We start from the raw sequence: 12960 nt of genomic DNA, 5'->3' as shown, positions 1-12960 counted from the left end.
GGAGAGTTTTAAAATGCCAGCAATTCTTGACATTTATGCACGCGAAGTATTAGATTCTCGCGGTAACCCAACAGTTGAAGTTGAAGTATATACTGAATCAGGCGCTTTCGGACGTGCTTTAGTACCAAGTGGTGCTTCTACTGGTGAATACGAAGCAGTAGAATTACGCGATGGTGACAAATCTCGCTACCTAGGTAAAGGTGTATTAAAAGCAGTAGAAAACGTAAACGAAATTATCGCTCCTGAATTAGTAGGTATGGACGTAACTGATCAAATCGGTATTGACCGCCTTATGATCGAGTTAGACGGTACTGAAAACAAAGGTAAATTAGGTGCCAATGCTATTCTTGGTGTATCTATGGCAGTAGCTCACGCAGCAGCTGATTTCGTAGGTCTTCCATTATACCGTTACCTTGGTGGATTCAACGCTAAGCAATTACCAACTCCAATGATGAACATCATCAACGGTGGTTCTCATGCTGATAACAACGTTGACTTCCAAGAATTCATGATCTTACCTGTAGGAGCTCCTACATTCAAAGAAGCAATCCGTATGGGTGCTGAAGTATTCCACGCGTTAAAATCTGTTTTATCTGCTAAAGGCTTAAACACAGCTGTAGGTGACGAAGGTGGTTTCGCTCCTAACTTAGGTTCTAACCGTGAAGCATTAGAAGTAATCGTAGAAGCAATCACAAAAGCTGGTTACGAAGCTGGTAAAGACATCCAATTAGGTATGGACGTAGCTTCTTCTGAGTTCTTCAACAAAGAAACTGGTAAATATGACTTAGCAGGCGAAGGCCGTACAGGCGTAACTTCTGCTGAAATGGTAGATTTCTATGAGCAGTTAGTTAACGAATTCCCAATCGTTTCAATCGAAGACGGTTTAGACGAAAATGACTGGGATGGTCACAAACTATTAACTGAGCGCATTGGCGGCAAAGTACAGCTTGTTGGTGACGATCTATTCGTAACAAACACGAAAAAACTTGCTCAAGGTATCGAACAAGGCGTAGGTAACTCTATCCTTATCAAAGTTAACCAAATCGGTACATTAACTGAAACGTTCGAAGCTATCGAAATGGCTAAACGTGCTGGTTACACAGCAGTAGTTTCTCACCGTTCTGGTGAAACTGAAGATGCAACAATCGCTGATATCGCTGTTGCAACAAACGCTGGTCAAATCAAAACTGGTTCTATGAGCCGTACAGATCGTATTGCGAAATACAACCAATTACTACGCATCGAAGACGAGCTAGGTGTTCTAGCTGTATACGATGGCGCTAAATCTTTCTACAACTTAAAAAAATAAGTTGAAAGTATAAAAAACGGATGACGATTGTCATCCGTTTTTTTACGTTAAAATCCGGTGTATTTCACTGCCATTACTTGTACGAGAGGGTTTTTTATGATAAATTAACCTTAGCGTAGTGCGCGTACTTTATCCCCGGTAATGCCAATCAGAAGGGATGAAGAAACCCCGCTGATTGACTATTACTTGGTGTAGGAGGTGTGTCTTAGTGCATACATTGCTGATTACTTTGCTAGTGATTGTTTCAATTGCTTTGATTGTTGTGGTCGTTTTACAATCAAGTAAAACTACTGGATTATCTGGAGCTATTTCCGGTGGAGCTGAAACGTTATTTGGGAAACAAAAAGCACGTGGAATTGACTTAGTTTTACACCGTTTGACAGTAGTGTTATCTATCTTATTCTTTGCGTTAACACTTGCTGTATCTTATTTCAAACTTTAATATGTTACTGGATAGACTGCCACCTAATGCATATGTACTTGGTGTATACCAACTTATGTATTAGGTGGTTTTTTAATGGGCGTGTTGCATACTTTAATTTCATTTTTAAGTAATGATATAATATAGCTTTAGAAAAAAGTACTAAATATAGTATAAAAGCGTAAAAGTTGATGGTCACATCTCTTGTTATGTGATGACCGTCACATAAATACATGTTTTTTTCTATTAGGACTGCAGATATTATAACTAAAAGGAGTTAAATGATATATGAAAATTGCACAACCAAAGCCATTTACATTTGAAGGCGGCGAAAAAGCTGTTTTATTACTTCATGGTTTTACCGGAAATTCTGCTGATGTTCGTATGTTAGGTCGTTTTTTAGAGAAAAAAGGATACACATGCCACGCACCTCATTACAAAGGACATGGCGTAGCGCCTGAAGAACTTGTTCATACTGGTCCAAAAGATTGGTGGAAAGATGTCATGGACGGCTATGAGTTTTTGAAAAGCAAAGGTCATGAAAGTATTGCCGCTGTAGGTCTTTCACTAGGTGGCGTATTTTCACTGAAATTGGGTTACACTGTACCTATAAAGGGTATTGTGCCTATGTGCGCCCCTATGTATATAAAGAGTGAAGAAGTCATGTATGAAGGTGTTTTAGCGTATGCACGCGAATATAAAAAGCGTGAAGGTAAATCGTCTGAACAGATTGAACAAGAAATGGAAGAGTTCAAGCAAACACCAATGAACACATTAAAGTCTTTACAGGAATTAATCGCTGAAGTGCGAAATTCAGTTGATATGATTTATGCACCGACATTTGTTGTACAAGGTCGTCATGATCATATGATTAATACAGACAGCGCCAATATTATTTATAATAGCGTCGAGTCTCCTACAAAAGATATAAAATGGTACGAAGAATCTGGTCATACCATTACCTTTGATAAAGAGCGTGATCAGCTTCACGAGGATGTATATGCATTTTTGGAATCACTTGATTGGTGATAGAGATAATACGAATAAAGAAAAAGGAGGGACATGATGTGAAAGAAGAAAATCAGCCCTATATAAATGAAATATTGGATTTTATGAAAAGGGATAATTACAAACCTTTGACTGTCCAAGAGCTTGCAAAAGAATTTAATACTGAGGATGCAGAGTCATTCAAAGAGTTTGTGAAGGCACTTGTTATTATGGAAGAGAAGGGTTTAATTATCCGAGCAAGAAACGATCGCTACGGGCTGCCGGAACAAATGAATTTTGTCAAAGGGAAAGTAAGCGGACATGCAAAAGGGTTTGCGTTCGTAGTTCCTGAAGAAAAAGATGCGGGTGATGTATTTATTCCCCCTACTGAAACAAACAATGCTATGCACGGAGATATTGTGCTTGCAAGAGTGTCATCAGAATCATCAGGTGCTCGTCGTGAAGGAACCATTGTAAAAATCTTAGAACGAGGTACCCAGCAAATTGTAGGTACGTATACGCAAAGCAAAAATTTTGGCTTTGTGATTGCGGATGACAAAAAAATTGCAGGTGATATCTTTATTCCCAAAGCAGCAAGAAACGGTGCAGTTGAAGGCCATAAAGTAGTAGTAGAACTGACAACCTATCCGGAAGGCCGCATGAACGCAGAAGGAAAAGTTGTTCAAATTCTTGGACATAAAAACGATCCGGGGATCGATATCATTTCTGTTATCCATAAGCACGGTCTTCCTCAAGAATTTCCTGCTGATGCTTTAACACAAGCAATTGATACACCTGAAACAATTGACGAAAAAGATATCGGCAACCGCCGCGATCTTCGTGATCAAGTTATTGTAACCATTGACGGAGCAGATGCAAAAGATTTGGATGACGCCGTAACGGTTACAGAGCTTGAAAATGGAAACTACAAATTAGGCGTCCATATTGCAGATGTAAGTCACTACGTTAAAGAAGGTTCTCCGATTGATGTAGAAGCAGCAGAGCGCGGAACAAGCGTCTATTTAGTAGACCGAGTTATTCCGATGATTCCTCACCGTTTATCTAATGGAATTTGCTCATTAAATCCAAAAGTTAACCGTTTTACGCTTTCTTGTGAGATGGAAATCGATCCACAGGGTGAAGTAGTGAAACATGAGATTTTTGAAAGTGTCATCAAAACGACAGAACGAATGACGTATTCAGACGTTAACAAAATCTTAGTGGATAAAGACGAAGAAGTGTTAGAACGCTACGAGCCAATTGTTCCGATGTTTGAGCGTATGGAAAAGCTGGCAGCTATTCTTCGTAAAAAGAGAATGGATCGCGGTGCCATTGATTTTGATTTCAAAGAAGCAAAAGTATTAGTAGACGATGATGGCCATCCTCACGATGTTATTTTGCGTGAACGTTCGGTTGCTGAAAAGCTAATCGAAGAATTTATGCTAGCGGCGAATGAAACAGTAGCAGAACATTTTCACTGGATGAACGTACCGTTCATTTATCGTATTCATGAAGATCCAGATGCAGAGAAGCTTACTCGTTTCTTAGAGTTCATTACAAACTTTGGTTACACGGTGAAAGGAACAGGAAACGATATTCATCCGCGTGCGCTACAGGATATTTTAGAAGAAGTAAAAGGTACGCCTGAAGAGATGGTTATTTCAACTGTTATGCTTCGTTCGATGAAACAAGCGAAATATGAAGCAGAAAGTTTAGGCCACTTTGGTTTATCAGCTGAGTTCTATACGCATTTTACGTCTCCAATCCGTCGTTATCCGGATTTAATCGTTCATCGTCTAATTCGCACGTATTTAATTGAAGGAAAAACAGATCAGCAAACGCAAGAAAAATGGCGCGAGCTTCTGCCTGATGTTGCTGAGCATTCTTCTAATATGGAACGTCGTTCAGTTGACGCTGAGCGGGAAACGGACGATATGAAAAAAGCTGAGTTTATGGCTGATAAAGTTGGGGAAGTATTTAATGGTATTATTAGCTCTGTTACTAACTTTGGAATGTTCGTGGAGCTAGAAAATACGATTGAAGGTTTAGTTCACGTCAGTGACTTAACAGATGACTATTATCGTTACGACGAACGTCACTATGCGATGATTGGAGAAAAAACGGGCAATGTCTTCCGAATTGGAGACGAAATTGAAGTGAAAGTCGCCGATGTGAATAAAGACGAGCGTTCAGTTGACTTTATTATTGTAGGAATGAAAGAAAGTCGCAAACGCTTATCTAAAGACCGTCCTAAAGTGATTAAAGCAAAACAAAAGTCACGCAAAGATGACAAAGGAAAAGGTCGCGAGGGCAGCCGAAGCAAAAATGAAGAGTGGTCTACTCAAAAGCCAAAGAAGAAAAAGAAAAAGAGATTCTTCGAGGGTGCCCCAAATGTTAAGCGCAAAAAGAAAAAGCGTAAATAATCGAAATCGACAGCAGTGAAGCAGAAGGGTATTCCTTCTGCTTCAAAACAGCTCCATTAAACGTTTTAGTTGTTGTTTAGATTTCCATACAGTAAAATGATACATAATATCATACATATACGTAAGTACGGCTGAAGGGAAGGAACGTTTTATGCCAAAAGGTGAAGGGAAATTAATTGCACAAAACAAAAAAGCCCGCCACGACTTTTTTATTGAAGAAACATATGAGACGGGTATTGTTCTACAAGGAACGGAAATTAAATCAATTCGTAATGGGCGTGTAAATTTAAAGGACTCTTTTGCTCGTGTGCAAAATGGAGAAGTATTTCTACACAATATGCACGTTAGTCCTTACGAACAAGGAAATCGATACAATCATGAGCCGTTGCGTACACGAAAGCTATTGCTGCATAAGCGTGAAATCAGCAAGCTAATTGGCTATTCAAAAGAAACGGGTTATTCATTAGTTCCTTTAAAAGTGTATTTAAAAAATGGATACGCAAAGGTTTTACTAGGGCTTGGTAAGGGTAAAAAGAAATATGATAAGCGTGAAGACTTAAAGCGAAAAGAAGCGAAGCGCGATATCGAACGAGCATTTCGTGATCGTCAAAAGATGTGACATTACAAAATCTTACAATTGCAAAATGCTCATTTTGTGATATAATAAGTATTGTTATCAGTTAGATTTCATTTTGCACACTGAAGTCGCTATCTGATGTAAGATTTTTTCTTGCACATTCCGACTCCCTTTTATATGGGGACGTTACGGATTCGACAGGGGTAGTTCGAGCTTAGGTTGCGAGTCGAGGAGATGGCCTCGTTAAAACATCAACGCCAATAATAACTGGCAAATCTAACAATAACTTCGCTTTAGCTGCATAATAGTAGCTTAGCGGTTCCTCCCTCCATCGCCCATGTGGTAGGGTAAGGGACTCACTTTAAGTGGGCTACGCCGGAGTTCGCCGTCTGAGGACGAAGGAAGAGAATAATCAGACTAGCGACTGGGACGCCTGTTGGTAGGCAGAACAGCTCGCGAATTATCAATATGCCAACTACACTCGTAGACGCTTAAGTGGCGATATTTCTGGACGTGGGTTCGACTCCCACCGTCTCCACCAATACATATTGTATGGTGGCTTACCTTACTTATAACAGGAGTTAATCAAATGTATGTTCTTCATTTGATTAACTCCTTTTTAATTTATGATTTATGTAAAATTGAAAAAAGCAGGAAAGAAATAAAAGGATGCCTCTTACACAAAGAGACATCCTTTTACTTTTGTTTAAGCTGAACAAAAAGCAGCATAAGAAAGGAAAGAAAGACGATTGAAATAACCCATAGCCAAGCGAGATTCATGTTTCCAGAGTCAATCGCTACGTAGATAGCGGTAGGCACAGTTTGAGTTTCATCTGGAATATTGCCAGCAAACATCAAAGTGGCTCCAAACTCTCCGAGTGCTCTTGCCAGGCTTAGCACTCCTCCTGTTACGATGGCTTGAGAAGCTAAAGGGATGGAAATAAAGAAAAAGACTTTCCATTCGCTTGCACCATCTACTCGAGCTGCGTCTTCAATTTCGTAATCTACGCCTTGAAAGCCTGTTTTGGCAGATTGATACATAAGCGGAAACGCAACGACAACAGATGCAATAACAGCTGCCCACCATGTGAAAATAACAGGTTGTTGAAAAAACCATTCAATTGCCCGGCCGAGCAGGCTGTGTTTCCCGAATATGACAATCAATAAAAATCCAACAACGGACGGAGGGAGCACCAACGGGAGCATTAACGCCGTTTCAATCATCACTTTTCCCTTAAAGTGTTTCCTGGATAACAGTTTTCCTATAACAGTGCCTAAAATAATAACGACAAATCCTGCTACTAATGCAATTTTAAGCGATAGCTGAAGAGGAGATAAAAATTCTTGAATCATAGCGGCCTCAATTTGCAGTGAAACCGTATTTCTTTAAAGTGTCAAGAGCCGTCTTACTTTGTAAAAATTGATAAAAAGCTTTTGCTTCTTGTGGATGTTTGGAATCCTTAATAACGCCTACAGGATATACAATTGGTTTGTGAGTGCTATTATCTGCAGTAGCGACAATCTTCACCTTTTTTGAAATCAAGGCATCGGTTTTATAAACCACCCCAGCTTCAACGTTTCCTGTCTCCACGTAGGAAAGCACCTGGCGTACGTCTTTCGCATAGACGGTTTTTGGCTCAATGTTTTTCCAGACGTTCATGTGTTCAAAAGTCTCCTTCGCATACTGTCCGGCAGGAACGGATTCTGGTATTCCAAGTGCAATTTTTTGAACAGTCGTCTTTGATAGATCTTCAAAATTTGTGATAGCAGACGTATTATTCTTTGGCACGATAAGCACAAGGTCATTGCCAACCAAGTCAATACCATTTTCCTTGGAGATAGCTCCTGCTTTTACTAGTGCATCAAACTTGTCTTCTGCTGCTGAAAAAAATAAATCAACAGGTGCGCCGTTTGTAATTTGCTGTTGCAGCGAGCCTGAAGCTCCAAAATTAAATTTCAAGTCTATATTTGGATGCTTTTTTTCATATTGCTTTTGAATATCAGTGAGCGCATCTTTTAAGCTGGCCGCAGCGGATATCGTTAAGCTGATGTTTTTGTGCTGAGCTGCGGATTGATCGGTATTTGTTTCGTTCGAACAAGCAGCAGTAAACATAATTAAAAATAATAGTGCGAATAAGGGTTTAAAGTATTGTTGCATCGTGTCACCTCAATTAGTTGTAGTAAAGCAATTTAGTATAACTATATCACGTTCATTTAAAATTTGACTTCTTAAAAAGAAAACAGCGACTTGAAAGGGGGAAAACTTTCAAGTCGCTGCTTCATTTATTCTTCCAACGCTTTGCCCATTCCTTTTAAAAAGTGAAGCCCAAATCCAATTGCACGATTGACATCTGGATCGTTTAGCGCTTTTATAAGAGCTAATGCACTTACTTTTTTTCCTGTTTTTACATATTCATTCGCTTCGTTCATACCAGCTGTTGCGCTATTTACAAGTTTAGCGGTTACCTCTGGATCTGCCTTCATCAAACCGCTGCTTGCCCCCATAAGAGTATTAATTAAATTGGTTACCGGTTCTCTGGAAATTTGATGAAGCGCAATTTTTGAGATTTTTTCTTTCGCTTGAATCATTGAATCAGCAGCTTCAAGAACACCCATGTCGTTAAGTTCGCCAACAATACCGAGAATACGGTTCAACGCTTCTTCATTATCTGCCAGCAGAGAAGTTAAATCTTCTAATTTTTGTTGTTTTTCTTCTTCCTCGCTTAGAAGAGGTTTCTTAATTTCTGTAATAGGTTGTGCCATCTTTTCTCCTCCTATTTACTTGTTAAATGGACGTAGCCAGGACGGTTCCATTTACGCTGAACCTCGACCCCATTTTGAGGATGACGTTTTTTGTTACGCGGATTTGTAGACGGTAAAGGCGTTTCTCCACCTTTACTTAATACTTCCATCCGTACTTTTGTTTGTTTGTAAGCCGGCGTATTTGTTCGTTGGTCGACTGCAGGTCCCGTCAAGAAGTTAATAGCCGAATCTTTATGAACAGAGTGCATTGGAAGATACAGCTCATTTGCTTTTACTCGCTCTGTAATTAATGCCTGTACTTTTACTGCTCCAAACGGTGAGATTAATCTGACAAGCGAACCTTCTTCAATTTCACGCTCCTTGGCAAGCTGAGGTGAAATTTCTACAAATACTTCCGGTACTTTTGATTGGATGCCGCTCGATTTATTGGTCATATTCCCTTCATGAAAATGTTCTAACATTCTTCCATTATTAATGTGTAGATCATACTCTTCTGGGAATTCGGCAGGAAGTACCCAATGTGATAAAGCAAAGCGCGCTTTTTTATCTGGGAAATTAAACCCATCGACGTAAAGTAACGGCGTGCTTTTTCCCTCTAAGCTCCCCCATAAGAAGCTATTCCAGCCTTCAAGGTTTTCGTAGCTGGCTTGGCTGAATAGGGGTGATAGACTAGCCATTTCTGCGAAGATATCACCAGGATGTGTATACGTCCAGTTCGCACCTAAGCGGTTGGCAATCTCTTGAACAATCCACCAATCCGGCTTTGAATCACCGAGCGTTGGTAATGCTTGATACAATCTTTGGACACGTCGCTCCGTATTGGTAAACGTTCCATCTTTTTCAAGAGAAGGAACAGCAGGGAGTACAACATCAGCATATTGAGCCGTTCTCGAAAGGAAAATGTCTTGGACGACAAAAAAATCTAAATTTGATAATATTTCGTGTACGTGGTTAGCATTTGAATCAACAAGAGCCATATCTTCTCCGACAAGGTACATGGCCTTCATTTTTCCTTCATCAATTGAATGCAGCATTTGAATATTATCAAGCCCTGGCTTATCTTTAATTTTTACACCGTATGCTTTTTCAAATTTCGCTCGGGCGACTGAGTCTGTGACGTGCTGATAGCCCGGAAGCCAAGCAGGAAGAGTTCCCATATCACATGCTCCTTGGACGTTATTGTGGCCTCGGAGCGGATAAGCGCCTGCTCCAGGGCGTCGATAGTTTCCAGTAGCAAGCAACAGGTTTGAGATAGCCGCTGATGTATCAGAGCCTCCCGTATTTTGCGTTACGCCCATGCCCCACAGCACACAGGTTCCATCGGCGTCTCGAATCATTTCAGCTATTTGAATGAGCGTTGCTGCTGGAATACCCGTAATTTGTTGAGCATATTCAAGCGTGTACTTTTCAAGCAAAGAGTTAAAGTCTTCAAAATAGTTGACGTTTTCTTGGATGAATTTTTCATTGTGCCATCCTTGGTCAATCATGTATTTTGTTACAGCCATTAGCCATACTTGGTCTGTACCTTGTTTTGGACTGATAAAAATGTCAGAGCGTTCAGCCATTTCGTTTTTGCGCAAATCTGCGACGATTAGTTTTTGGTCATGAAGCTTATGCGCGCGTTTAATACGAGTTGCTAATACAGGGTGACCTTCAGCAGGGTTAGCTCCAACGATGATAACCAGTCCAGCTTTTGCGATGTCTTTTATCGTGCCGGCATCGCCTCCCATTCCCACTGTTCGAAATAATCCATCAGTTGCAGGAGACTGACAGTAGCGAGAGCAGTTGTCTACGTCATTTGTTTCAAACATTTGGCGAGCCAGCTTTTGAATAACATAGTTTTCTTCGTTTGTAATCTTAGAAGAAGAAATAAAACCAACTGATCCATGTCCATACTGCTGATTAATAGAGCTTAACCTGCTTGCTACTAAGTCGAGGGCTTCTTCCCATGACGACTCTACAAATGCGCCATTTTTTCGGATTAAAGGCTTAGTAATACGTTTTTCAGAGTTTACAAAATCCCAGCCGAATTTTCCTTTCACACAGGTTGAAATAGCATTTGCGGGAGCATCAGAGCTAGGCTGAACTTTAAGGATTTCACGGCCTTTTGTCCATACTTCAAATGAACATCCAACTCCGCAAAATGTACAGACAGTTTTTGTTTTTTTCGTGCGTGTTTCGCGCATAGCGGCTTCCACTTCTGAAACAGCAAAAATTCCGCTGTATCCAGGTTCTACTTCTTTAACTAAATCAATCATTGGGTTTAAAACGTCTTTTGGAAGTCCAGTCATAAATCCAGCTTCTCCAAGCATGGATTTTTCCATTAAGGCATTACAAGGGCATACCGTTACACATTGACCGCAGCTCACACAAGAAGATTCATTGATTGCTACACCGTCATCCCAGAGAACGCGGGGACGTTTCGCTTCCCAGTCGATAGAGAGTGTTTCATTAACTTGAAGATTTTGACAAACCTCTACGCATTGTCCACAAGCAATGCATTGATTAGGGTCATAACGGTAGAACGGATGAGACATATCGACTTCATTCTCTGAGGCTTTTGGCGTATAGGGGTATTTTTGATGTTCAATCTCCATCATTTCGGCTGTGTTATGTAATTTACAGTTTCCATTGTTATTGTCGCAAACGGTGCAGTATAGCAAATGATTCTCTAATAAACGATCCATAGCTTCCGTCTGTGCCGCTTTTGCGGGTTCTGATTGTAATTCAATCTTCATGCCGTTTTCAGCTTTTGTAGAACAAGAACGAACTAACTCGCCATTCATTTCAACGATACATGTGTCACAAGTTTGAATAGGATCCACTTCAGGAACATAACAAATCTGAGGGTGCTCAATGCTTTGCTGATTAATAATTTCGAGTATGGTAGAGCCTGAAGCTGCTTTGTATTCGTTGCCATTTATATGAACAGTGATGGTTTCACGACTCATTTGTTTTCCTCCTTTATATAAAAACAAAAAACCACCATGAATACACACGCCTAATTAAATAAGGGAAGTGCAATCATGGTGGAATAGTTTACTAGCAGGTCTTACTAATATGCCAATCCGGCCCATTTATATCGTTAAGAAAAAGTGATAGAGTAATAACAATTCATTATTATTATTATTCCATCTCGGTTATTTATAATTATATCGCTACGTTTTTAAATGCACAACTTTTTTAAATACCCAACTCTCTTCAAAAGTTTTGCTGCAAAGATTTTAGGCTTTTATTTTTTGAAGTGTTGATTTATGATAAAAAAACTGTAGGAATAAAATGCACAATTTAATTTTAATCGGTGGGAGAGCGTTGATTATGTCAAAAACTATTCATGAATTTAATGATATTATTCGGAAGCTTCGAAAAGATTTATTTGGAAAAGGACCGGAAAGAATACATACGGTTTTTGTTGAAAATATGGCTGTCTCAACACTGTATGGAAATTTAACTCCGACAGAAACATTTATTGCAAGCACTGCTGAAGGATGTGACATGGTTCATCTAGCTCGAACAAAAATGATCCAAGATGTATATGCATCGAATCCGCCGGAAGGGCTAGAAGAATTGGTAGGAGCAAAGTTGGTTAATTTATTTTCAGATATGAAAATAAAAGAAAATATAGCGGTTTCCGTATTCGTTTTTGATAAAAACATTATTTAAAAAAGGAGACATCACATGAACTCGACCGTTAAGAAGCGTACAGTTCTTAGATTTAAAAATGGTCAAATGGAAAGCGTAGAAGATAAAATTGTAACGGAGTTTCCTGTGACTGTGAAAATTAATGAAGAAGAGTTTGTCACGATGGTATGTAGCCCACAATACATTGAAGATATGGTAATTGGCTATTTAGCATCTGAAGGGGTTATTCGAGCATATAAAGACATTAAAAACATATGGGTTCAAGAAAAAGAAGGGTATGTTCATGTTACAATAGATAAATTAAACCCGTATTTTCAAAACCTTCAAAATAAACGATATATCACGTCTTGCTGCGGGGCGAGCAGACAAGGGTTTGTCTTTATAAATGATGCGCTGACTGCTAAAAAAATGAACGATATATCGGTAGAACTTTCAATTAAGGATTGTTTTCAATTGATGAATAAGCTGCAGCAATCTGCTGCTACGTTTCAAGAAACGGGTGGCGTTCATAACGCTGCCATTTGTGATAAAAATGGTTTTATGCTTAGCAGAATGGACATTGGTAGGCATAATGCTCTAGATAAACTATACGGGTATTGCTTAAAACACCATATTTCAATTAGAGATAAAGTAGTCGTTTTCAGCGGCCGTATTTCGTCAGAAATTTTGTTGAAAGTAGCGAAGATCGGGTGTGAAGTGGTTCTTTCAAAATCTGCTCCGACTGAACTTGCTTTAAATCTAGCAGAAGAATTGGGAATTACAACGGTAGGGTTTATTCGAAATGATTCGTTGAATATTTATACATGCCCGGAAAGAATTTTAAGAGAGAGTTAATCTG

The 12960-nt window shown here is 39.5% G+C and carries 11 protein-coding genes and 1 other RNA gene; 8 read left to right on the top strand and 4 right to left on the bottom strand.

Translation table 11 applies throughout. The features are described from left to right. The first annotated feature begins 13 nt into the window (after nucleotides 1-13). From eno to ssrA, 6 genes are all read left to right on the top strand, one after another. On the top strand, nucleotides 14-1309 hold the full coding sequence (eno, locus tag ACN6NE_RS09810; protein WP_013059698.1) for a phosphopyruvate hydratase: 1296 nt from the start codon (nucleotides 14-16) through the stop codon (nucleotides 1307-1309). Between the two features lie 208 nt (nucleotides 1310-1517). Continuing rightward, complete coding sequence (gene secG / locus ACN6NE_RS09805) at nucleotides 1518-1751, top strand: preprotein translocase subunit SecG (RefSeq protein ID WP_014457843.1); 234 nt, start codon at nucleotides 1518-1520, stop codon at nucleotides 1749-1751. A gap of 267 nt (nucleotides 1752-2018) precedes the next feature. Next, a complete protein-coding gene (locus ACN6NE_RS09800) occupies nucleotides 2019-2759 on the top strand; it encodes an alpha/beta hydrolase (protein WP_013059696.1) in 741 nt (246 codons plus the stop codon). A gap of 38 nt (nucleotides 2760-2797) precedes the next feature. Next, nucleotides 2798-5140, top strand: coding sequence for a ribonuclease R (gene rnr / locus ACN6NE_RS09795; RefSeq protein WP_013059695.1), 2343 nt, complete (start codon nucleotides 2798-2800; stop codon nucleotides 5138-5140). Between the two features lie 151 nt (nucleotides 5141-5291). Beyond that, nucleotides 5292-5759: an SsrA-binding protein SmpB gene (smpB, locus tag ACN6NE_RS09790; protein ID WP_013059694.1), complete on the top strand. Its 468-nt coding sequence runs from the start codon at nucleotides 5292-5294 to the stop codon at nucleotides 5757-5759. A 137-nt stretch (nucleotides 5760-5896) separates the two neighbouring features. Continuing rightward, nucleotides 5897-6258: a transfer-messenger RNA gene (gene ssrA / locus ACN6NE_RS09785) on the top strand. A gap of 155 nt (nucleotides 6259-6413) precedes the next feature. Here the strand turns inward: ssrA and modB are convergent. The 4 genes from modB to fdhF form a co-directional block, all read right to left on the bottom strand. Continuing rightward, nucleotides 6414-7070 (bottom strand): molybdate ABC transporter permease subunit, encoded by a 657-nt coding sequence (modB, locus tag ACN6NE_RS09780; protein ID WP_474325272.1) that lies wholly within the window; start codon nucleotides 7068-7070, stop codon nucleotides 6414-6416. A 7-nt stretch (nucleotides 7071-7077) separates the two neighbouring features. After that, nucleotides 7078-7875, bottom strand: coding sequence for a molybdate ABC transporter substrate-binding protein (gene modA, locus ACN6NE_RS09775; protein ID WP_474325271.1), 798 nt, complete (start codon nucleotides 7873-7875; stop codon nucleotides 7078-7080). Nucleotides 7876-8000: 125 nt separating this feature from the next. Then, nucleotides 8001-8480: a helical membrane plugin domain-containing protein gene (locus tag ACN6NE_RS09770; protein ID WP_013085382.1), complete on the bottom strand. Its 480-nt coding sequence runs from the start codon at nucleotides 8478-8480 to the stop codon at nucleotides 8001-8003. Nucleotides 8481-8491: 11 nt separating this feature from the next. Then, nucleotides 8492-11431, bottom strand: a complete 2940-nt coding sequence (gene fdhF, locus ACN6NE_RS09765) for a formate dehydrogenase subunit alpha (RefSeq protein ID WP_129705335.1) — start codon at nucleotides 11429-11431, stop codon at nucleotides 8492-8494. 367 nt (nucleotides 11432-11798) lie between these two features. On the opposite strand from fdhF, the gene ACN6NE_RS09760 reads away from it, so the two are divergent. Together ACN6NE_RS09760 and fdhD are read left to right on the top strand one after the other, a co-directional pair. Beyond that, the gene (locus ACN6NE_RS09760; protein ID WP_013085380.1) at nucleotides 11799-12143 is read left to right on the top strand and encodes a Na-translocating system protein MpsC family protein; all 345 of its coding nucleotides are present in this window, start codon (nucleotides 11799-11801) and stop codon (nucleotides 12141-12143) included. A 66-nt stretch (nucleotides 12144-12209) separates the two neighbouring features. Then, the gene (gene fdhD / locus ACN6NE_RS09755; protein WP_409338971.1) at nucleotides 12210-12956 is read left to right on the top strand and encodes a formate dehydrogenase accessory sulfurtransferase FdhD; all 747 of its coding nucleotides are present in this window, start codon (nucleotides 12210-12212) and stop codon (nucleotides 12954-12956) included. Nucleotides 12957-12960: the final 4 nt, after the last annotated feature.

The sequence above is a fragment of the Priestia sp. 53B2 genome, assembly GCF_056099005.1.
Note: the sequence above shows the minus strand (reverse complement) of the source record. Positions and strands in the feature narration are given on the sequence as shown.

Coding starts and splice junctions, on each gene's coding strand:
- ACN6NE_RS09760 (WP_013085380.1), top strand. CDS start 11,799: ATGTCAAAAACTATTCATGAATTTAATGATATTATTCGGAAGCTTCGA.
- modB (WP_474325272.1), bottom strand. CDS start 7,070: ATGATTCAAGAATTTTTATCTCCTCTTCAGCTATCGCTTAAAATTGCA.
- ACN6NE_RS09800 (WP_013059696.1), top strand. CDS start 2,019: ATGAAAATTGCACAACCAAAGCCATTTACATTTGAAGGCGGCGAAAAA.
- fdhD (WP_409338971.1), top strand. CDS start 12,210: ATGGAAAGCGTAGAAGATAAAATTGTAACGGAGTTTCCTGTGACTGTG.
- smpB (WP_013059694.1), top strand. CDS start 5,292: ATGCCAAAAGGTGAAGGGAAATTAATTGCACAAAACAAAAAAGCCCGC.
- fdhF (WP_129705335.1), bottom strand. CDS start 11,431: ATGAGTCGTGAAACCATCACTGTTCATATAAATGGCAACGAATACAAA.
- eno (WP_013059698.1), top strand. CDS start 14: ATGCCAGCAATTCTTGACATTTATGCACGCGAAGTATTAGATTCTCGC.
- modA (WP_474325271.1), bottom strand. CDS start 7,875: ATGCAACAATACTTTAAACCCTTATTCGCACTATTATTTTTAATTATG.
- ACN6NE_RS09770 (WP_013085382.1), bottom strand. CDS start 8,480: ATGGCACAACCTATTACAGAAATTAAGAAACCTCTTCTAAGCGAGGAA.